At 36.6% G+C, this 21,139-nt stretch carries 20 protein-coding genes, 4 tRNA genes and 1 pseudogene; 18 read left to right on the forward strand and 7 right to left on the reverse strand.

Features of this window, described 5'->3' with window-relative positions:
* Nucleotides 1–5: 5 nt before the first annotated feature.
* Nucleotides 6–416 (forward strand): OsmC family protein, encoded by a 411-nt coding sequence (locus Q0543_RS06165; RefSeq protein ID WP_299250451.1) that lies wholly within the window; start codon nucleotides 6–8, stop codon nucleotides 414–416.
* 120 nt (nucleotides 417–536) lie between these two features.
* Here the strand turns inward: Q0543_RS06165 and ytxJ are convergent, their stop codons facing one another.
* The 4 genes from ytxJ to Q0543_RS06185 all read right to left on the reverse strand — a co-directional run bounded on the left by ytxJ (nucleotide 537) and on the right by Q0543_RS06185 (nucleotide 4,152).
* The gene (gene ytxJ / locus Q0543_RS06170) at nucleotides 537–878 is read right to left on the reverse strand and encodes a bacillithiol system redox-active protein YtxJ (protein ID WP_299250452.1); all 342 of its coding nucleotides are present in this window, start codon (nucleotides 876–878) and stop codon (nucleotides 537–539) included.
* Nucleotides 875–1,822 carry a hypothetical protein gene (locus tag Q0543_RS06175; RefSeq protein ID WP_299250454.1) on the reverse strand — a complete coding sequence of 316 codons (948 nt, stop codon included), beginning with the start codon at nucleotides 1,820–1,822 and terminating at the stop codon, nucleotides 875–877. Before Q0543_RS06175 ends, ytxJ begins: the two co-directional genes overlap by 4 nt.
* A 10-nt stretch (nucleotides 1,823–1,832) precedes the next feature.
* Nucleotides 1,833–2,099 carry a hypothetical protein gene (locus tag Q0543_RS06180; protein ID WP_299250456.1) on the reverse strand — a complete coding sequence of 89 codons (267 nt, stop codon included), beginning with the start codon at nucleotides 2,097–2,099 and terminating at the stop codon, nucleotides 1,833–1,835.
* Nucleotides 2,100–2,172: 73 nt separating this feature from the next.
* Nucleotides 2,173–4,152, reverse strand: a complete 1,980-nt coding sequence (locus Q0543_RS06185; protein ID WP_299250458.1) for a dehydrogenase E1 component subunit alpha/beta — start codon at nucleotides 4,150–4,152, stop codon at nucleotides 2,173–2,175.
* Between the two features lie 133 nt (nucleotides 4,153–4,285).
* Here Q0543_RS06185 and Q0543_RS06190 point away from each other — a divergent pair, with 133 nt between their 5' ends.
* The 3 genes from Q0543_RS06190 (at nucleotide 4,286) to Q0543_RS06200 (ending at nucleotide 6,824) form a co-directional block, all read left to right on the forward strand.
* On the forward strand, nucleotides 4,286–5,524 hold the full coding sequence (locus Q0543_RS06190; protein ID WP_299250460.1) for a pitrilysin family protein: 1,239 nt from the start codon (nucleotides 4,286–4,288) through the stop codon (nucleotides 5,522–5,524).
* A gap of 231 nt (nucleotides 5,525–5,755) precedes the next feature.
* On the forward strand, nucleotides 5,756–6,235 hold the full coding sequence (gene ispF, locus Q0543_RS06195) for a 2-C-methyl-D-erythritol 2,4-cyclodiphosphate synthase (RefSeq protein WP_299250462.1): 480 nt from the start codon (nucleotides 5,756–5,758) through the stop codon (nucleotides 6,233–6,235).
* Nucleotides 6,236–6,257: 22 nt separating this feature from the next.
* Nucleotides 6,258–6,824: a hypothetical protein gene (locus Q0543_RS06200; RefSeq protein WP_299250464.1), complete on the forward strand. Its 567-nt coding sequence runs from the start codon at nucleotides 6,258–6,260 to the stop codon at nucleotides 6,822–6,824.
* A gap of 97 nt (nucleotides 6,825–6,921) precedes the next feature.
* Here the strand turns inward: Q0543_RS06200 and Q0543_RS06205 are convergent, their stop codons facing one another.
* The 3 genes from Q0543_RS06205 to rpoN are packed head-to-tail and all read right to left on the reverse strand — an operon-like array spanning nucleotide 6,922 to nucleotide 9,839.
* Nucleotides 6,922–7,677 (reverse strand): enoyl-CoA hydratase/isomerase family protein, encoded by a 756-nt coding sequence (locus tag Q0543_RS06205; RefSeq protein ID WP_299250466.1) that lies wholly within the window; start codon nucleotides 7,675–7,677, stop codon nucleotides 6,922–6,924.
* Between the two features lie 6 nt (nucleotides 7,678–7,683).
* On the reverse strand, nucleotides 7,684–8,370 hold the full coding sequence (locus tag Q0543_RS06210; RefSeq protein ID WP_299250468.1) for a hypothetical protein: 687 nt from the start codon (nucleotides 8,368–8,370) through the stop codon (nucleotides 7,684–7,686).
* Nucleotides 8,371–8,375: 5 nt separating this feature from the next.
* Nucleotides 8,376–9,839 (reverse strand): RNA polymerase factor sigma-54, encoded by a 1,464-nt coding sequence (rpoN, locus tag Q0543_RS06215; RefSeq protein ID WP_299250470.1) that lies wholly within the window; start codon nucleotides 9,837–9,839, stop codon nucleotides 8,376–8,378.
* Between the two features lie 128 nt (nucleotides 9,840–9,967).
* On the opposite strand from rpoN, the gene asnS reads away from it, so the two are divergent.
* The 14 genes and pseudogenes from asnS to Q0543_RS06285 all read left to right on the forward strand — a co-directional run.
* A complete protein-coding gene (asnS, locus tag Q0543_RS06220; RefSeq protein ID WP_299250472.1) occupies nucleotides 9,968–11,362 on the forward strand; it encodes an asparagine--tRNA ligase in 1,395 nt (464 codons plus the stop codon).
* A gap of 178 nt (nucleotides 11,363–11,540) precedes the next feature.
* A tRNA-Tyr gene (locus tag Q0543_RS06225) sits at nucleotides 11,541–11,626 on the forward strand.
* Between the two features lie 74 nt (nucleotides 11,627–11,700).
* A tRNA-Gly gene (locus Q0543_RS06230) sits at nucleotides 11,701–11,773 on the forward strand.
* Nucleotides 11,774–11,788: 15 nt separating this feature from the next.
* Nucleotides 11,789–11,861: transfer RNA gene (locus tag Q0543_RS06235), tRNA-Thr, on the forward strand.
* Between the two features lie 66 nt (nucleotides 11,862–11,927).
* On the forward strand, nucleotides 11,928–13,115 hold the full coding sequence (gene tuf, locus Q0543_RS06240; protein ID WP_299250474.1) for an elongation factor Tu: 1,188 nt from the start codon (nucleotides 11,928–11,930) through the stop codon (nucleotides 13,113–13,115).
* Nucleotides 13,116–13,223: 108 nt separating this feature from the next.
* Nucleotides 13,224–13,294 (forward strand) — tRNA-Trp (locus tag Q0543_RS06245).
* A 17-nt stretch (nucleotides 13,295–13,311) separates the two neighbouring features.
* On the forward strand, nucleotides 13,312–13,494 hold the full coding sequence (gene secE / locus Q0543_RS06250) for a preprotein translocase subunit SecE (protein WP_299250476.1): 183 nt from the start codon (nucleotides 13,312–13,314) through the stop codon (nucleotides 13,492–13,494).
* 23 nt (nucleotides 13,495–13,517) lie between these two features.
* Nucleotides 13,518–14,075 (forward strand): transcription termination/antitermination protein NusG, encoded by a 558-nt coding sequence (gene nusG, locus Q0543_RS06255; protein ID WP_299250478.1) that lies wholly within the window; start codon nucleotides 13,518–13,520, stop codon nucleotides 14,073–14,075.
* A gap of 4 nt (nucleotides 14,076–14,079) precedes the next feature.
* Nucleotides 14,080–14,523: a 50S ribosomal protein L11 gene (gene rplK, locus Q0543_RS06260; RefSeq protein ID WP_299250480.1), complete on the forward strand. Its 444-nt coding sequence runs from the start codon at nucleotides 14,080–14,082 to the stop codon at nucleotides 14,521–14,523.
* A 14-nt stretch (nucleotides 14,524–14,537) separates the two neighbouring features.
* On the forward strand, nucleotides 14,538–15,236 hold the full coding sequence (rplA, locus tag Q0543_RS06265) for a 50S ribosomal protein L1 (RefSeq protein WP_299250482.1): 699 nt from the start codon (nucleotides 14,538–14,540) through the stop codon (nucleotides 15,234–15,236).
* A gap of 27 nt (nucleotides 15,237–15,263) precedes the next feature.
* Nucleotides 15,264–15,767, forward strand: coding sequence for a 50S ribosomal protein L10 (gene rplJ / locus Q0543_RS06270; protein WP_299250484.1), 504 nt, complete (start codon nucleotides 15,264–15,266; stop codon nucleotides 15,765–15,767).
* Between the two features lie 61 nt (nucleotides 15,768–15,828).
* Nucleotides 15,829–16,197, forward strand: coding sequence for a 50S ribosomal protein L7/L12 (rplL, locus tag Q0543_RS06275; protein WP_299250486.1), 369 nt, complete (start codon nucleotides 15,829–15,831; stop codon nucleotides 16,195–16,197).
* Nucleotides 16,198–16,332: 135 nt separating this feature from the next.
* Complete coding sequence (gene rpoB / locus Q0543_RS06280) at nucleotides 16,333–20,208, forward strand: DNA-directed RNA polymerase subunit beta (protein WP_299250488.1); 3,876 nt, start codon at nucleotides 16,333–16,335, stop codon at nucleotides 20,206–20,208.
* Nucleotides 20,209–20,253: 45 nt separating this feature from the next.
* Nucleotides 20,254–21,139 (forward strand): annotated as a pseudogene (locus Q0543_RS06285) (DNA-directed RNA polymerase subunit beta'); the annotation flags it as partial.

Below are 21,139 nucleotides of genomic sequence, written 5' to 3' on the forward strand. Positions count from 1 at the left end.
TATTTATGTATCAATTGACTGCAGAATATATCGGCGGGCTCCGTACCAATGGTGTACATGTTAAATCTGGAAATACCCTCATTACGGATGCCCCAACAGACAATAATGGTAAGGGAGAAGCATATTCCCCAACTGATTTAGTTTGTGCAGCATTATGTAATTGTATGATGACGATTATGGGAATTGTTTCGGATAGAGATGCTATTTCATTGGCAGGACTTAAAGCAGCCATTGAGAAAACCATGACAAGCGAACTGCCACGAAAAATTGCTAAAATAAAAATCGAGTTTACACATCCCAATCCCACACTTTTAACTCAAAAGGATAAAGATGTTCTCAAACGATCTGCATTTACCTGTCCTGTTGCATTGAGCTTGCATCCAGAGATTGTTCAAGATATTTCATTTAATTTTTAAATCGGTGTGGGTTTTTAGAACATAGAAAAATACAAACCATTACGTCTCATAAAAACGAAAGACCAAGCAATTGCTTGGTCTTTCGTTTTTATCTAGTCACTGGTAGCTAGTACCTAGAAATTATTTCCCTAATTTTTTTCTAATAGATTCAAACTGTATGTCATAATGAGACGCATCCCATATGCTTTTGCCATTTTGCAATAAAATTGCTTGCGGAGATTGATGCTCAACATGAAGCAAACTTTCAATTTTCGCAGAAACAGGTCGGTATGAAAGTAAATCTAAATAATAGGTTTTAATTGGTCCTATTTCATCTGCTTTCCAGTTGCGCTCTAATCTATTTAATGCAGTAGTACTAATTGAGCATCGTGTGCTATGTTTGAAAATTATAACGGGAGTCTCATTTGACTCCGTTATAATTTCTTCTAATTGACTTTCTGATGTTAAGGGTATCCAGTTCATTTTTTCGGTTTCAAATTCCAAATTTCGGCTTCTCTGCTATCGTATCTTGGGGCTTTTTCATTGTCTTTTTGTTTTTGCCAATTAGCATCTTCCAAACCTTCAGTCTTACCGTATTTCTTAAGCATTTTCTTACGGTATTTCTCTTTGGCTGCGTAAGAGTTTTTAACTTTTCCTCCTTGATAAACAGCACTAGGGTGCATGCCTTTTTTCACTCGCTTAACAATAAGATCTCCTCTATAGTTCGCAATATCTTTTGCTTTTTTACGCGTACGTTTGGCTCGTGCATTCAGCGTGCGCACCAATAAGTCGCCTTTATAAGAAGATACTTGTCTATTTTTTTCGTCACGCATTTTTGTGCGTTTCTCTAAAAAGTTATTTCCAATGTCTCCAGAATATTTTGCACGTTGGGTCTCTTGCTTACGATCTATTTCTCTTGCCAATACCAGAGAACCAGAGTTTAATGGTCCATGAGAATTAGATTCTGACGGAACAATATCTCCTTGATATTTGCTCATTTGTTTAGACTGCTTACGTTGCGGACGTTCATCTACAATAACAGAATTATCGTGTAAAGGAGGTTTAACGCCAGTTTTAGAAGATACTACTACATCACCTGTATTTGTACCCATTTGACGTTGTTTCTTTTGAACGTTCGTTCCTTTATTTGCTTCTGCTAATGCTTGATTGTTTTTAGGCGCATTGGATTTAGTATCGCTTACTTTTTTAGCATTCATCGTCCCTTGGGATGTACCCATGTTCTTTTGATTCTGCTTCTTAGCGTTCGCTTTCGATTTTTTTACTTTAATGTTACCCTGAGATGTACTTGCATCGTTTTGCTTCTTTTTTACTTCTGAATAACCTGTTTGGCTATATACAGAAGTTGAAAACAACATCAGAGCAATTATCGCAAGCGAACTAAAAAATATACCTGTTACGTGTTTCATCTAGTATCAATTAAACGCGTTTGCGACTTTTTGATTTCAATTGTTTGGGATTCTTTTTATTAATCATCCCATTATCAACATTGAAACGTCCATTCACATTGCTTTTCTTTTTCTTCTTTTTAGAATCACTCTTCAATGCTCCATTTTCGTCAAATTGGCTTATATCAGCTTCATCTGTTTGGCCTAAACCTGGGCATGGATAAGAAGAATGCTTGTTACACGAAGTTGCGTTAACAAGGATGAATAAAGCTATAAATGGTATCAATATGTATCTCATAAGCGAATCAGTATAAAGTAAATCTAGGTATTTTACTATGGAATTACAATTAAATGCTATTCCTATAACGGTATTAGTAGTACTGAAGTTCCAACAATTTTTCTTGAATGCGTTTTATAGGCAAGAAATTGCTCTCTAATGTTTTTGAAAAGGGTACAGCTGTATCCAAGCTTCCAACACGCATAACAGGTGCGTCAAGGCTTTCAAATGCTTTTTCACTAATCCAAGCTGCTATTTCAGCAGAAATTGAGCCTGTGATGGTATCTTCATTAATAACCAAAACTCTCCCCGTTTTTAATACACTTTTTAGGACTGTTTCTTTGTCCCAAGGTAATAAGCTTCTTAAATCAATAATATCAGCGGAGATCGCTTCTTTTGCTACCGCTTCTTTTGCCCACCAAACAGCATTGCCATAAGCTACAACTGTCATGTCATCGCCTTCTTCTACTAAAATGGCTTCTCCAATCGGCACGGTATAATAATCATCGGGTATTTCAGCACTTATTGTTCTATACAATGCTTTATGCTCAAAATAAAGCACCGGATTTGGATCTTCAATGGCTGCAAGCAGCAAGCCTTTCGCATCATACGGATTTGAAGGGTATACAATTTTTAAACCGGGTGTTTTAAAAAACCAGGCTTCTGTAGATTGTGAATGGAATGGACCACCGCTTGTACCTGCACCTGTTGGCATGCGTATCACGACATCTGCAGACTGTTCCCATCGGTAATACGTTTTTGCTAAATTATTGACTACTTGATTAAACCCATTACTAATAAAATCTGCAAACTGCATTTCAATTACAGATTTGTAATCTTTGATAGCCAAGCCTAAGCCAGCACCAATAATAGCAGATTCACACAAAGGTGTGTTGCGTACACGCTGTTTGCCAAAGCGTTCAATAAAACCTTCAGTAACTTTAAATACGCCACCATATTCAGCAATGTCTTGACCCATCTGAATCAAACGCGGAAATTTATCCATTGCCAATCGCAAGCCATCGCTGATCGCATCAATAAAGCGCTTATTGCTTTTTAGGGTAGTTCTCGGACGAATTTTTACATGCACATGGGATGCGTACATATCATCTTCCTCTACAGAAGAATCAGCAACTATCTCTTTTTCATTTTCGGTATACTGCCAAGCTTCTTCAATAGAATATTTAATCTTTTCTTTTATAGATTCAATTTCTTGAGGGGAAAGAATTGCTTCATCTAATAAATAGCGCTCGAAATTTTCTACAGGATCTTTTTTTGCCCAAACCTCAAATAATTGCTCCGGTATGTATTTGGTTCCAGACGCTTCTTCATGTCCACGCATTCTAAACGTAATGGCTTCAACAAGTACAGGCCTAGATTCTTTGCGTACATAAGCCGCTAATTCTCTAATTTTTGTATAGACTTCTAAAATATTATTACCATCTATTGTATGTGTTTCAATAGCGTAAGCGGGACCTTTTTCTTTAAAACTTTTTATTCTGAATTGTTCGTCTAATGGCGTAGATAAACCGTATCCATTATTTTCAACTAAAAAAATGATGGGTAAATCCCAAACCGAGGCAAGGTTTAAGGCTTCATGAAAATCCCCTTCACTTGTGCCACCATCTCCTGTAAATACAAGCGTTGCACGATTGCTTCGAGATAGTTTTTCTGCAAGCGCAATGCCATCTGCAACTGCCATCTGCGGACCTAAATGAGAAATCATACCAACGATATGATGTTCTTTGCTACCAAAGTGAAATGATCGATCACGACCTTTTGTAAATCCAGAAGGTTTTCCTTGAAATTGACAAAACAATCGATGTAAGGGAATTCCTCTACTTGTAAAAACGCCTAAATTTCGATGTAATGGTAAAATATATTCTTCTTTTTCTAAGGCGCAAGCAACGCCAACGGAAACGGCTTCTTGACCAATACCAGAAAACCATTTCGATATTTTCCCTTGTCTAAGTAAAAAAAGCATTTTTTCCTCAATCATGCGAGGTTTTAAAAGCTCTTTGTATAAATGTTTGAGGGTATCTGAATCTATATTCGTATTTTCAAATGATATCATAATGTCTTTTAAGCGTCATTTGTAGCAATGATGTTGCAAATTAAGAGAATTAATTGCTTTTGGTGTAAAGCTTTTAGTCAATAAGGTATAAAAATAGGGGTTCTATTTCTATTTTTGTTAAAATGAATTTGAAATGATTGAATATTCTTCTTTTGAACTTGAGAATGGGTTAAAGGTTTTTGTACACGAAGATCATACGACCTCAATGGCTGTCTTAAATATTTTATACGATGTAGGTTCTAAAGATGAAGTAGAATCCAAAACGGGCTTCGCACATCTTTTCGAACATTTAATGTTTGGCGGTTCCAAAAACATCCCTTCCTACGACGAAGCCTTACAAAAGGCAGGAGGCGAAAATAATGCATTCACTTCGCCAGATATAACGAATTACTATATCACCATTCCTGCAAATAATATTGAAACAGCCTTTTGGTTGGAAAGCGATCGTATGATGGCATTGTCATTTGATCCAAACGTATTGGAAGTGCAACGCAGTGTAGTAATTGAAGAGTTTAAGCAGCGCTATTATAATCAACCGTATGGAGATGTATGGTTGGCATTACGCCCTTTAACCTACAAAGAACATTCGTACAAGTGGGCAACAATTGGGAAAGAAATCTCCCACATCGAACAAGCAACAATGGAAGATGTGCGCGATTTCTTCTATTCCTATTACTTACCGAATAATGCATACATGGTTGTTGCTGGTGATGTGACATTAGATCAAGTAAAGCAATTAGCTGAAAAATGGTTTGGTCCCATCGCTAAAGGAACTCGTAGAAAGCGAAACATCCCTATTGAACCAAAACAGACAGCAGCACGCTTTGAAGAAGTAAAAGCAAAAGTGCCGTTTGATGCCTTGTATAAAACATATCATATGGGAGGCAAATTATCACCTGATTTTTATGCAACCGATTTGTTAAGTGATATTTTGGGAAGGGGCAAGTCCTCTCGTTTGTACGATGCATTGGTGCAAAAGAATAAAATGTTTACTTCGTTGAATGCCTATATAATGAGCTCGGTAGATCCTGGTTTGATGGTAATAGATGGGAAGCTTGCTAAAGGTGTTACGTTGGAAGAAGCAGACAAAGCCGTTTCAGAATTAGTTGCTCAAGTTGTACAAGAAACATTTTCAGAATTGGAATTGAAGAAAGTGAAAAATCAAGCAGAGTCAACTGTTGCTTTCGGTGAAGTGGAAGTATTGAATAGAGCGATGAATTTGGCCTATGCAGCAATGTTAGGAGATCCAGATTTAGTAAATACGGAGGCAGAAAAAATTCAGAAGGTAACTACACAAGACATTTCCCGCATTGCTAAAGCAGTGCTTGATCCTGCTAATTGCTCCACCTTATATTATAGAGCCGAGGCTTAGTCAAAAAGAGTTTGACGTGGTTGTGTCTTTTCGGCCAATCACTTGTCATCAGCCAGAGCTCTTTGGAATTTACAATTCAATGTTCTCTAGCTATCTCTAGCCAGTTTTCAGACGAATGCCTATCATTCCGCAGTCTTCGACTGCATTGCAGTGGTAGCATACAATAAACTCTTCGGGATTTTCAATCCCGAAGCCAGATAAAAAAGATTTGTAATCTTTAAATAAAAAATCATGAAAATTAAAGTTGGTTTTGGATACGATGTACATCAGTTAAAAGAAGGTAGACCTATGTGGCTTGGTGGTATTCAATTGGAATACACAAAAGGCCCTGATGGACACTCCGATGCAGATGTACTTATACATGCAATATGTGATGCTATCCTAGGCGCTGCAAATATGCGTGATATCGGTTTCCATTTTGCAAACAACGATGCACGATGGAAAGATGTCGATTCAAAAATCCTGTTAAAAGAAGTGTGTAGATTGGTGCGCGAAAAAGGTTGGGAAATAAGTAATGTAGACGCATCCTTGGCATTGGAAATGCCAAAAATAAATCCACATATCGAACGTATGCAACAAGCTTTGTCAGAAGTAATGAATATTCCGGTAGAAGATATTTCAATTAAGGCTACAACGAATGAAACACTCGGTTATGTTGGTAGGGAAGAAGGAGTAAATGCGTATGCGGTGGCGTTGATAGTAAAGGAGTAATAATTTTTTAATTAAGTTAAAAATGCATAAAAAATATGGACGTAAAGAAAATATAAGAAAACAGAATGTTGTTATAAAAGATGAAAGAAAACGAAGAGTAATGGCATATTACTCGATCGCTGCTTTTATAATAATCAATTGCGTATTTCTTTTTTTCTTTACTTGGACTTTTTTTGAAAAGGACATCCATATAAATTTGATTCCCATCGTTCTTACGGTTATAAATACAGTTTTAATTAAAAAAGTATTTAACGAATTTTATCCGTTTGCAAAATCATTTGTTGTGATTTCTCTTTCAATCATCCTTTTCTTATTGCTACTAACAATTTATAAGGATAAGCTTAAAGAACACGAATTGAGGTTTTATGGTAAAAGGATCAATGTTTTAATCTCTGAAAAAAAATGGAATGCATCAGCTAAAGGACTTGATTATTGGATTGTATTAGCAAATTTTAATGTTGGCAATAAAATATATTCTACTTTTTTTACGAAAGACGAAGATGGAACTTTTGAAGTTGGCGATACCACTCAATTAATTTATTCAACGCGTAATCCTGAAATAAGCAAATTTGTCGAGTTGGAAGAATAATACGTGCAGTTCCTATGCGTTTTGAAGCGAGTAGGTGTTTGATGAGAGGTTGATTCATTTTCTCTTCGTCAAGTACCTGGCAACAAGTACCTAGTTACTACTTTCTACTCCTAAAAAACTCCTCAATCTTTACTTTTAACATGCCGCCTGTAACAGCTTTAGCTTGTTCTTTAGCTTCTTTTTTTAAGGTCTCTTCAAATGTAAAATCCCCTTGAAGGATTGATTTTAAAGAAGCTCCAGCACCACATTGTAATTGTGTTAATGATTTTAAATATGTGTTAAGATATTCACTCATCACTATTTCATCTGTAAATTTTTTCTGAATAATTTTATGGTGTAGCGCTTCATCAACACTTAATTTTTTGCACTCTAACAACCATTCAAAAGCTTGATGGTAACCAACACGTTGTTTAAGATAATAAGCCATACCTGTGTCTGGTTGCAAGCCCAAACTTAAAAAAGGAAATGCCAACGAACCTTGTTCTGTAGCAAATATTAAATCGCAAGCTAATACCAACGAGGCTCCGGCACCACTAGCAGCACCTTGCAACAAACATATAACAGGTTTTTTAGAAAGATGTATTGCTTTTGTAAGTGTATTAAAATAGCGCTCAACAATTTGTACAACCGTATTCGGTTCAATGCTCATGGCCCATTGTAAATCTAAACCCGCACAAAATCCTTTACCTTCACCTTTGAAAATAATAATTTCAACTGTATTATTTGAATTGACTTCATCGAATGCCACAATCAATGCTTCGATTAAATCCGGAGTAAGCGCATTATACACTTCAGGTCTATTCATTGAAATGTATGCAACATTTTTTTCAATTTGGGTCAATACAAATGTCATAATATCTTAAAAATTAAATGTGAAGGAAAGTAAATTTGGCAGTAAATACGACAGGCCAATTCCACCTAAAATAATGCCAACTAAATAACCAATGTATATCTGTGAAGGATTGTGTGCATTGAGGTTTAATCGACTGGATAACGTGATGCCACTTATTAATAAGGTTACTAAAATTGCATAAAATAAATGCTCATTCGGCATGATGGTGTGCATTAATATGAAAATCATAAAACTTGCTCCCAATGAAATTGCATGCGCACTAATTTTCCATAATAAACTAATAAATGCAGTTGCTAAAACGGCTGCGCTGATTATTAACATGAGTGAGGTAAGTAGTACTGGAAAATTTAAATAGTGGTGAAACATGTATGTTAAAACAGAATAATAAATACCGATATAAAAGAACGGCACTATTCTGTCTTGACGTTTATTCATTAATAATACCTCATTAGAAAATTTTTTTCGAAGTAAAAACATGTTGATTACCAATAATATTAATGGAATAATTGCAGTAGTAATAAAAACTAACATGACTACATACGTTTGCGCTAGGATGGAATAAGGTTCAAAGACAATATTTCCAAAATACAAGAATGTTGTAAATAGATAGGTAGGAATAAATACCGGGTGGATGATATAAGAAATAAGAAGAGATAAATAATTCCAATTATTTTTTTGAGTTGCTTCTGTCATAAATATTATAATTCCTTTCTTAATCGTGCAACAGGGATGTTTAATTGTTCACGATATTTTGCAACCGTTCTTCGAGCGATATTGTATCCTCTTTTATTTAATTCCTTTTCTAATTTTTCATCTGAAAGCGGTTTTTTCTTTTCCTCGCCATCAATGATTTCTTTTAGGATATGTTTTACTTCTCTACTGCTAGCATCCTCTCCCGAGTCCGTTGCAATGCCTTCAGAGAAAAAATATTTTAACGGGTAAATCCCGAATTCGGTTTGTACCGCTTTGCTATTTGCTACTCGTGAAATGGTTGAAATGTCCATGCCAACCATGTCTGCAATGTCCTTTAGAATCATAGGTTTTAAATGCGTTTCATCTCCTTCAAAAAAGAATTCTTTTTGAAATTCTAAAATAGCATGCATGGTCCTTAGTAGCGTTTGCTGTCTTTGTTTAATTGCTTCAATAAACCATTTTGCAGCGTCCAATTTTTGCTTTACAAACGTTACTGCCTCTTTTAATTTTTTATCATTCTTTGCACTCTTATCATAGGTTTGAAACATCTCTGTATAATTTCTACTCACCCTCAAATCGGGGGCATTTTTAGAGTTAAGAGACAATTCAAGTTCACCATTATTTGACTGTAAAATAAAATCAGGCAACAGATATTGCGTTTTAATATCATCACCAGAATTTCCACCTGGCTTTGGATTGAGTTTAGTAATAATATTGATTGCAGATTTAATAGATGCGTCGTCTACATCGTATTTCTTTTGAATTTTATCGTAATGTTTTTTTGTAAATTCTTCAAAACAATCTTTTATAATATGATGCGCTAACAACACGTCTGGCTCATCCATATCTTTACGTTCCAATTGAATGAGTAAGCACTCTTGTAAGTCTCTGGCACCAATGCCTGCAGGGTCAAATTCTTGAATTCTATATAAAACTTCTTCGATCTCTTCGGTAGTAGTTTCTATGTTTTGTGAGAACGCTAAATCGTCCACAATTAAATCTAAATTTCTACGGATGTATCCATCTTCATCAACACTTCCAATCAATTGTTCTGCAATTTTTTGTTGATGTTCATTGAGACGTAAAAAACCGAGTTGGTTCATCAATATTTCAGATAAAGAAGTTGTGCCAGCAAGCGGTGATTCGAATTCATCCTCATCCTGCGAAGGCCCGTCTCCCTGCATTTTGTAGCCAGCAATATCTTCATCTCCGATATAATCTTCCAAGTTTAATTCATCGTCATTATAGTCATCTTCCGAATCTGAATCAGAGTCGGATTGCTCGTCATCCGACGTTTCTTTATCATCTGTTTGTTCTTCTTTCCCTTCTTCTAAAGCAGGATTTATTTCTAATTCTTCTTCAATGCGTGATTCTAATTCTGCTGCCGGTATTTGCAATAGTTTTATAAACTGAATCTGTTGAGGAGATAGTTTTTGGGATAATTGCTGCTGAAAACTTAATTTTTGCATAAATCGGTAGAATGTTCACAATATAAAACGTGCTTTCAGACAAAAATAGCGCATTTTTGAAATTCTTTTTGATTAAAAAGATAAAATATGCTTTTTTTGCGCTTTACTTACAGTAAACGCATACCAACGTGAAAAGAATAAAAATAAAAGAAATACTTAGTAATTCAAGCCAATATATAGATCAACAAATAACTCTAAAGGGCTGGGTTAGAACTAAACGCGGAAATAAACACGTTGCTTTTGTAGCATTAAATGATGGTTCAACCATTCACACCATCCAAATCGTGTTGGATGTTGTGAAATTTAGCGAAGATCAGCTAAAAGACGTTACCACAGGCGCTTGCATTGGGGTAACGGGCAAATTAGTGCAATCGCAGGGGGCAGGGCAATCTGTAGAGATGCAGGCTGAAGCCTTAGAAATAATTGGCGTTGCAGATCCAGAAACCTATCCATTGCAGAAAAAGGGGCATTCATTAGAATTTTTAAGAGAGATTGCTCATTTACGACCACGTACAAATACATTCAGTTGTGTATTGCGTTTACGTCATGCAATGGCTTTTGCTGTTCATAAATTTTACAATGATAAAGGCTTTGTGTACGTACATACGCCAATCATTACAGGCTCTGATGCGGAAGGCGCTGGTGCAATGTTTCAAGTTACAACCTTAGACGTTAGTAATCCTCCCAAAACAAAAGAAGGGGCTATTGATTATACAAAAGATTTTTTTGGGAAATCAACAAACCTTACGGTTTCAGGCCAATTAGAGGGCGAATTAGCTGCCATGGCTCTTGGAGAGGTTTATACCTTCGGACCTACATTTCGTGCGGAGAATTCAAATACAACGCGACATTTAGCAGAGTTTTGGATGATTGAACCTGAGATGGCGTTTTATGAAATTCAGGATAACATGGATTTGGCCGAAGAATTTCTAAAATATTTGGTTCAATACGCCCTGGATAACTGCATCGATGATTTGAATTTTTTGAATGAAATGTATGACAAAGAATTGGTTGGACGTCTAAAAAGTATAGTAGAAACTCCTTTTGTACGCTTAAATTATACAGAAGCTGTTGAAATATTGATTGCTTCAAAGCAGAAGTTTGAATACAAAGTCGAGTGGGGAATTGACCTTCACTCAGAGCATGAGCGGTATTTAGTAGAAAAGCATTTCATGAAGCCCGTTATTTTGACCAATTATCCGAAAGAAATCAAAGCATTCTACATGAAAGCGAATGAGGACGGCAAAACGGTTCGCGCTATGGATGTATTGTTTCCAGGAATCGGAGAAATCATTGGAGGTTCGCAAAGGGAAGATAATTTAGAAAAATTACAAGCACGCTGCAAAGAAGTCGGAATTCATGAAAATGAAATCTGGTGGTATTTGGATACGCGTAAGTTTGGTTCGGCTCCACACAGTGGTTTTGGACTCGGTTTTGAGCGTTTAATGCTTTTTGTAACCGGAATGGGAAATATTAGAGATGTAATTCCATTTCCACGCACTCCACAAAGTGCTGAATTTTAACAACTTTCATTATTTTGTGCAAAATTATAGATTATTTGTTCAGAAAACTTTGAATTGAATAAAAAACCCTATAATTTTGCACTCTCTTAAAAATAGGTAAAGCGATAAAATTTTATCCAAAATCAAACTTTAAGAACTGTTCTCTGAATTCTTGTTAATAGAATTTAAATTTCTAAATGGGGGAGTACCAAAGCGGCCAACTGGGGCAGACTGTAAATCTGCTGACTTATGTCTTCCAAGGTTCGAATCCTTGTTCCCCCACCAGAGACTTAACTTCAAATCCCAAAAATAGTCGAATTCTTGATTATCGGATTTGTTTTTGAAGTTAAGTCTAAATTGCGAAAGTAGCTCAGCTGGTAGAGCGATAGCCTTCCAAGCTATAGGTCGCGGGTTCGAACCTCGTCTTTCGCTCTAATTTTCTTAACAGCCGATGTAGCTCAGCTGGTAGAGTACTTCCATGGTAAGGAAGGGGTCACGGGTTCGAGTCCCGTCATTGGCTCTATATGAAATGATTGAATAACATCTTTACGTATACTATACATCTTAAAATAGAGGCTTTTCAAATATGGCAAAAGAAAATTTTGACCGATCAAAACCACACGTTAACGTTGGTACAATTGGACACGTCGATCACGGTAAAACAACATTAACAGCTGCAATATCAAAAGTATTGGCTGATAAAGGTTTGGCTGAAAAGAGAGATTTCTCTCAAATTGATAACGCTCCAGAAGAAAAAGAAAGAGGTATTACAATCAATACTTCACACGTTGAATATTCAACTGCAACTCGTCACTACGCTCACGTTGACTGTCCAGGTCACGCGGATTATGTGAAAAACATGGTTACAGGTGCTGCACAAATGGATGGTGCTATTTTAGTAGTTGCGGCTACAGATGGTCCTATGCCACAAACACGTGAGCACATCCTTCTTGCTCGTCAAGTAGGTGTTCCTTCAATGGTTGTTTTCATGAACAAAGTAGATTTAGTTGATGATCCAGAATTGTTGGAATTAGTTGAAATGGAAATTCGTGAATTGTTGACTTTCTACGGTTTCCCTGGAGATTCAATGAGCATCATCCAAGGTTCTGCTTTAGGTGGTCTTAACGGCGAACCAAAATGGGTTGCTACGATTGACGCATTAATGGATGCTGTTGATAACGATATTCCAATTCCAAAACGTTTAACTGAATTGCCTTTCTTAATGCCTGTTGAAGACGTATTCTCGATCACTGGTCGTGGTACTGTAGCAACTGGTAGAATTGAAAGAGGTATTATCAACTCTGGTGAACCAGTTGATATCATCGGTTTCGGTGCTGAGAACTTAAAATCTACTGTAACAGGTGTTGAAATGTTCCGTAAGATATTAGATCGTGGTGAAGCTGGCGATAACGTTGGTCTTTTATTACGTGGTATTGAAAAAGAATCTATCAAACGTGGTATGGTTATCTGTAAAGCTGGTTCAGTTAAGCCACATACAGAATTTAAAGCTGAAGTATACATCCTTTCTAAAGAAGAAGGTGGTCGTCATACTCCATTCTTTAACAAATACCGTCCTCAGTTCTACATGAGAACTACAGACGTAACAGGTGAAATCGAACTTCCAGAAGGAACTGAGATGATCATGCCTGGTGATAACGTAACTATTACAGTAAAATTGATTGCAGCTATCGCAATGGATAAAGGTCTACGTTTCGCTATCCGTGAAGGTGGTAGAACAGTAGGTGCTGGTCAAGTTACTGAAATCTTGAAATAATTATCCCAATTTAAGTAAATGCGTTTTTGATTATTTCAGAAACGCATTTGCTTTTATATAGGAATGTTAATATCTTTGCACCCCGACTATAAATTAATGGGTGCATTTACGGGTGTAGTTCAAGGGTAGAATGTCGGTCTCCAAAACCGCTGATGGGAGTTCGAATCTCTCCACCCGTGCACAAGAAAGTAGAAATATGAAGAAACTAGTAGGTTTTGTACAAGGTTCTATAGAAGAACTAACGACATATGTATCTTGGCCGAAATGGTCTGAGTTACAAAGTAGCTCTGCACTTGTTTTGTTTGCATCTTTAATATTTGCAATTATTATCGGTCTCATCGACTTTGCGTTTAAATACGTGTTAAGTTCGATTTACTAATTTAACATTCTTTTAAAAGGATCATGAGCGAATTGCAATGGTACGTAGTAAGGGCCGTAAGTGGTCAAGAAAAGAAGGTTAAATCTTACCTCGAAAACGAAATTACCAGACAAAGACTTGTGGATTTTGTACCTCAAGTTCTTATTCCTTCTGAGAAGGTATATGAGATGCGTAATGGTAAAAAGAGAGTAAGAGAAAGAAGTTTTTTCCCAGGTTATGTTCTTATACAAGCAGATTTAAGCCATGGCGAGGCTGCCCACGTGATTACCAGTATTCCTGGTGTTCTCGGCTTCTTGGGCGCTTCAGAAGGTGCTGCTAGCAAAAAACCAATTCCACTTCGTCAATCTGAGGTCAATAGAATATTGGGCACAGTTGACGATTCTCAAGTGGGTGAAGTTGTCCTTGAAACACCGTTTGTTGTTGGCGAAACCGTAAAAGTTATGGATGGTCCTTTCAGCGGGTTTACAGGTAGTGTAGAAGAAGTATTCGAAGAAAAGAAAAAGCTTAACGTTATGGTTAAAATATTTGGCCGTAACACACCCGTTGAGCTTAATTATATACAAGTAGAAAAACTCCAGTAAGAAAATGGCAAAGGAAATTACCGGATATGTGAAGCTACAGATTAAAGGTGGGGCTGCAAATCCTTCACCTCCAGTTGGTCCCGCTCTTGGTTCTAAGGGCTTGAACATCATGGAATTCTGTAAGCAATTCAATGCAAGAACTCAGGATAAACCGGGCGTATTGCTTCCAGTATTAATTACAGTTTACACAGACAAATCTTTCGATTTCGTCGTAAAAACTCCTCCTGCAGGCATTCTATTAGCGGAAGCAGCAAAAATCAAAAAAGGATCAGCAGAACCAAACCGCGTTAAGGTTGGCAATGTAACTTGGGATCAAATCCGTACTATTGCGGAAACAAAGATGCCTGATTTAAATGCTTTCAAAATAGAATCTGCAATGAAAATGGTAGCAGGTACTGCCCGTAGTATGGGAATAACAGTATCAGGTAAAGCACCTTGGGAGAACTAATTTAAATTAAAGTCATGGCAAAGTTGACAAAAAAACAAAAAGACGCTCTAAGTAAATTTGATGTCAATAATTCCTACACGCTTGCTGACGCATCATCTCTTATAAAGGACATCACTTATACAAAATTCGACGCTTCAGTTGATATTGATGTAAGATTGGGTGTTGATCCTAAAAAGGCAGATCAAATGGTACGCGGTATTGTGACACTTCCTCACGGTACAGGTAAAGATGTTCGAGTATTAGTGCTTTGTACTCCTGATAAAGCTCAGGGTGCAATTGATGCTGGTGCTGAATACGTAGGATTAGACGATTATATCCAAAAAATCGAAGGCGGTTGGTTGGATGTAGACGTAATCATCACAATGCCTACTGTTATGGCAAAAGTTGGTAAACTAGGTAAAATACTTGGTCCACGTAACTTAATGCCAAATCCGAAAGCAGGTACTGTTACATTAGATGTTGCGAAAGCAGTTAAAGATGTAAAAGCTGGTAAAATCGATTTCAAAGTCGATAAATTTGGTATTGTGCATACTAGCGTTGGTAAAGTATCTTTCACTCCAGAAATGATCCTTGAAAATGCAAATGAAGTGTTACAAGTACTTTCCAAATTGAAACCTGCTTCAGCAAAAGGTACATATGTTAGAAGTATTACACTTTCTAGCACAATGAGCCCAGGTATAACAATTGATAAGAGCTCAGTAGCAGGTCTGTAATAAGAGCCTCCTTAAACGAGTAATCAAATGACAAAAGAAGAAAAAGCAATAATCATTCAGGAGGTTGCACAGAAAATAGCAGGCGCTGCTACGTTCTATATCACTGATGGTTCTGGAATGACAGTAGATCAAGTAAACAAATTCAGAAAACTTTGTTACTCTAAAGGTGTTGAATATAAAGTTGTAAAGAACTCTCTAATCAAGAAAGCGCTTCAACAATTGAATATTGACCACACAGAGTTAAACGGAGCTGCTTTGAAAGGTGCTTCTGGTCTAATGTTTTCTGACACAGCAAACGTACCTGGTAAAATATTGAAACAATTCCACAAAGGTGGTGTTGCTAAGCCAGTGTTCAAAGGTGCATCTGTATTCGCAGATTTCTATGTTGGAAAAGATAAACTTGATGCTCTTGCATCAATCAAATCTAAAGAAGAACTTATCGGCGATATCATCGCTCTATTACAAGCTCCAGCTCAACGTGTTATTGGCGCACTTACAAACGAAAGTCGCGTTTTCACAGAGCAAGCTTAAATATTAGCTTCGGCTAATCAAACAAATTTAAATATTCAATTCATTAATAATTTATAATACAATGGCAGATTTAAAAGCATTCGCTGAGCAATTGGTTAATTTAACAGTGAAAGAAGTTAATGAACTAGCTTCTATCTTAAAAGATGAGTACGGTATCGAACCAGCTGCAGCGACAGTTATGGTTTCTGGTGGCGATGGTCCAGCTGCTGCTGAAGAAAAAACAGCATTCGATGTTATTCTTAAGAGTGCAGGTGCTTCAAAATTAGCAGTAGTTAAATTAGTAAAAGATCTTACAGGTTTAGGCTTGAAAGAAGCTAAAGACTTAGTTGATGGTGCTCCAAAAGCAATCAAAGAAGGTACTACTAAGGATGACGCTGAAGGTATCAAAAAACAACTTGAAGAAGCTGGCGCTGAAGTAGAAATTAAGTAATTACTAATTCTCTTCTGTTCATCAGATACGGCATTAGGCCTGACAGTTCATGTCAGGTCTTTTCCTGTTTGTATACCACCACAATAATAGTGCTAAATTTCGGTTTAACTTATCTACCATAAACTAATTAACACGTTGGCAACTAACAATACTCAAAATCTTAGAAAGAGCTTTGCAAAAGCTAGAAGTACGGTTGAATACCCTGATTTCTTAGATATTCAAGTTCGGTCTTTCAAAGATTTTTTTCAGATTGATACTCCTGCTGAAAATAGATTCAAAGAGGGACTTTACAAAGTTTTTGCAGAAAATTTCCCAATCTCGGATTCTCGCGACAATTTTATTTTGGATTTTATCGATTACAATATCGATACACCTAAATACAATGTTGACGAAAGTATCGATCGCGGATTAACGTACGCGGTACCTCTAAAAGCAAAACTTCGTCTTACATGTAATGATAAAGACAATGAAGACTTCCAAACTATTGAGCAGGAAGTATTCCTTGGTAATATCCCATACATGACTGAACGTGGTTCTTTCGTTATAAATGGTGCTGAGCGAGTAATCGTGTCACAGTTACATCGTTCCCCAGGTGTATTCTTTGCTCAAAGCAAGCATACAAATGGAACAAAACTTTACTCTGCTAGAGTAATTCCTTTCAAAGGATCTTGGATTGAATTTGCAACAGACGTGAACAACGTGATGTTTGCATACATCGATCGTAAAAAGAAATTCCCTGTAACTACTCTATTAAGAGCAATCGGATATGGTAGTGATAAAGATATATTAGATTTGTTTGGATTGTCTGAAGAAATTGAGGCAAACAAAGCAAGCATTAAAAAAGCAATCGGTCGTAAATTAGCTGCACGTGTACTTCGTACATGGACAGAAGATTTCGTAGATGAAGATACAGGTGAAGTTGTATCTATCGATCGTAATGAAGTTCTTTTAGAACGTGATTCAGTAATTCAGGAAGCAGACATCAACGTCATTGTTGAATCTGGTTCTAAATCAATTATTGTTCACAGAGAAGATGTAAATATTGCTGATTATACAATCATCTATAATACACTTCAAAAAGATAATTCCAATTCAGAAAAAGAAGCGGTTGAGCAAATCTACCGTCAATTAAGAAATACAGACGCACCCGATGAACAAACAGCTCGTGATATTATTCACAACTTGTTTTTCAGTGATAAACGTTATGATCTTGGTGAAGTTGGACGTTATAGAATTAATAAAAAATTAGGTAGTGATATGACCAATGCGGTAAGAGTTCTTACCAAAGAAGACATCATCAATATCGTTAAATATCTAATTGGTCTTATCAACTCGCGCGCAGTTGTTGATGATATAGATCACTTGAGCAACCGTCGTGTTCGTACGATGGGTGAGCAACTTTACAGTCAGTTCAGTGTTGGTCTTGCACGTATGGCAAGAACAATCAAAGAACGTATGAATGTTCGTGATAACGAAGATTTCAAACCAGTAGATTTGATCAATGCTCGTACACTTTCCTCTGTTATCAATTCATTCTTTGGTACCAACCAATTATCTCAATTCATGGATCAAACCAATCCATTGGCTGAGATTACGCACAAAAGACGTATGTCGGCTCTTGGACCAGGTGGTTTATCTAGAGAACGTGCTGGTTTTGAAGTTCGAGATGTTCACTATACGCACTACGGTCGTTTGTGTACTATTGAAACTCCAGAAGGTCCAAACATTGGTTTGATTTCATCTCTTTGTGTTCACGCAAAAGTGAATAGCATGGGATTCATCGAAACTCCATACCGTAAGGTGAGTGAAGGTGTTGTTGATGTTAAAAACCAACCAATATATTTAACAGCAGAAGAAGAAGATGGCAGACATATCGCACAGGCAAATGCTATGTACGATGATAGCGGTAACTTCTTAAGCGATCGCATTAAAGCAAGATACGAAGGTGACTTCCCGGTTATCGGTCCAGACAAAGTTGATTTAATTGATATTGCAACAAACCAAATTGTTTCTGTTGCAGCATCTCTTATTCCATTCTTAGAGCATGATGATGCCAACCGTGCATTGATGGGCTCTAACATGCAACGTCAAGCTGTTCCATTATTAAGACCAGAAGCTCCAATTGTTGGTACAGGTTTGGAAAGACGTGTAGCAATGGATTCAAGAACATTATTAATTGCACAAGCAGATGGTGTTGTTGAGTATGTTGACGCAAATGAAATTAAAATGCGTTATGATCTTACAGACGAAGATCGTTTGGTAAGCTTCGAAACGGATGTTATTACATATAGCTTAATCAAATTTAGAAGAACCAACCAAGATACGTGTATCAACTTGAAGCCTGTAATTCAACATGGCGAAAGAGTTAAAAAGGGACAAGTATTATGTGAAGGTTATGCTACAGATAATGGAGAATTAGCATTAGGTAGAAACTTAATGGTAGCCTTCATGCCTTGGCAGGGTTATAACTTCGAAGATGCGATTGTTATAAGCGAAAAAGTTGTCCGTGATGATATCTTTACTTCTCTTCACATCGATGAATATGAATTAGAAGTTAGAGATACTAAACGTGGTGAAGAAGAATTAACTTCAGAAATTCCAAACGTTAGTGAAGATGCTGTTAAGAATCTTGACGAAAACGGCATCATCCGTACGGGTGCTGAAATTAAAGAAGGTGATATTTTAATTGGTAAGATTACCCCTAAAGGAGAATCAGATCCAACACCAGAAGAAAAACTTCTTCGTGCAATCTTTGGTGATAAAGCAGGTGATGTGAAGGATGCTTCAATGAAAGCGCCACCATCATTACGCGGTGTTGTTATTGATACAAAATTATTCTCTCGTCCTAAAAAGGATAAAGATTTACGCGCTAAATCTAAGAAACAAGTTGAGACAATAAAGGCGAAGTACAGTAAAGATCTTTTAGCATTAAGAGAGCGCATGCTGGAAAAATTGACTCTTTTATTAGAAGGACAAACTTCTCAAGGTGTTAAGCATAAATTTGGAGATGAAGTAATTTCTAAAGGTGTTAAATTCTCTCGTAAAAATATTGAGGCAAATGTCTTCCCAGACAAAAACCCTTATAGAGATGAGAGTAACTATAACGTACAAGAAGAAGCAAATTTATTAGGTGATTTGATTATTGATAATTGGACATCTGATAAAAGAATTAATGATAACGTAATTCGTCTTGTTAAAAATTATTTAACAACAAGAAATGAAACAGCTGGTAAATTCAAACGCGAGCGTTTCACACTTGAAGTTGGAGATGAATTACCTGCAGGTATCGTTCAATTAGCAAAAGTTTATATTGCTAAAAAACGTAAACTAAAAGTAGGTGATAAGATGGCTGGTCGCCACGGTAACAAAGGGGTTGTCGCTCGTATTGTTCGTGATGAAGATATGCCATTCTTAGAAGATGGAACTCCAGTAGATATCGTTCTTAACCCACTTGGTGTACCTTCACGTATGAACATCGGTCAGATCTATGAAACATTATTAGGTCTTGCTGGTAAAAAATTAGGTAGAAAATACGCAACTCCAATCTTTGATGGTGCTTCTGAAGAAGAAGTAATCAACGAATTAAGAGAAGCTGGTTTACCTACAATTGGTCGTACTAAATTGGTAGATGGTTTATCAGGAAATCCTTTTGACCAACCAGTTACTGTAGGTATCATTTACATGATGAAACTTGGTCACTTAGTTGATGATAAGATGCACGCTCGTTCAATTGGGCCATACTCTCTTATCACGCAACAACCATTGGGCGGTAAAGCGCAATTTGGTGGTCAGCGTTTCGGTGAAATGGAAGTGTGGGCACTTGAAGCATTCGGTGCAGCAAACATACTTCAAGAGATCCTTACGGTGAAATCTGATGATGTTGTTGGACGTGCTAAAACATACGAATGTATTGTTAAAGGCGAGAATCTTCCAAAACCTAACATCCCAGAATCATTCAATGTATTGGTGCATGAACTTAGGGGCTTAGCTCTTGAGATAACATTACACTAATTATAGTTTAAGAACCTTTTGGCTAACCAATAGATACAGAAAAAAATGGCGTTCAGAAAAAACAAAAAACTGAATAACGATTTCACAAAAGTGACCATCAGTCTTGCTTCACCAGAATCAATACTTGAAGGATCTCATGGTGAGGTTACACAACCTGAAACAATCAATTACAGAACATACAAACCAGAAATGGGTGGTTTGTTCTGTGAAAGAATTTTCGGTCCGGTAAAAGATTGGGAATGTCACTGCGGTAAATACAAACGTATCCGTTACAAGGGTATTATTTGTGACCGCTGTGGAGTTGAAGTAACAGAGAAAAAAGTTCGTCGTGAACGTATGGGTCACATCGAATTAGTTGTACCTGTTGCTCACATTTGGTATTTCCGTTCATTACCAAATAAAATTGGTTATTTATTAGGATTACCAACTAAAAAATTAGATATGATTATTTACTACGAACGTTATGTAGTAATTAATGCAGGTGTTGCCGCTCAAGGAGGAACACAATATTTAGATTTTTTAACTGAAGAAGAATACTTAACTTTAGTTGATACACTTCCAAAAGATAATCATTTATTAGATGATACAGATCCTCATAAATTTATTGCAAAAATGGGAGCTGAAGCGTTACAAGATTTGTTAGCGCGTTTAGAATTAGATGAATTATCTTACGAATTACGTCACAAAGCTAATACTGAAACTTCACAACAACGTAAAAACGAAGCATTAAAACGTTTACAAGTTATTGAAGCGTTCCGTGCATCTCAAGGTCATATTGAAAATAAACCTGAGTGGATGATTATTAAAACTGTTCCAGTTATTCCACCAGAATTACGTCCTTTAGTTCCATTGGATGGAGGTCGTTTTGCAACTTCAGATTTAAATGATTTATACCGTCGTGTTATTATTCGTAACAACCGTTTAAAGCGTT

Source organism: uncultured Cytophaga sp. (assembly GCF_937863595.1).
GTDB lineage: Bacteria > Bacteroidota > Bacteroidia > Cytophagales > Cytophagaceae > Cytophaga.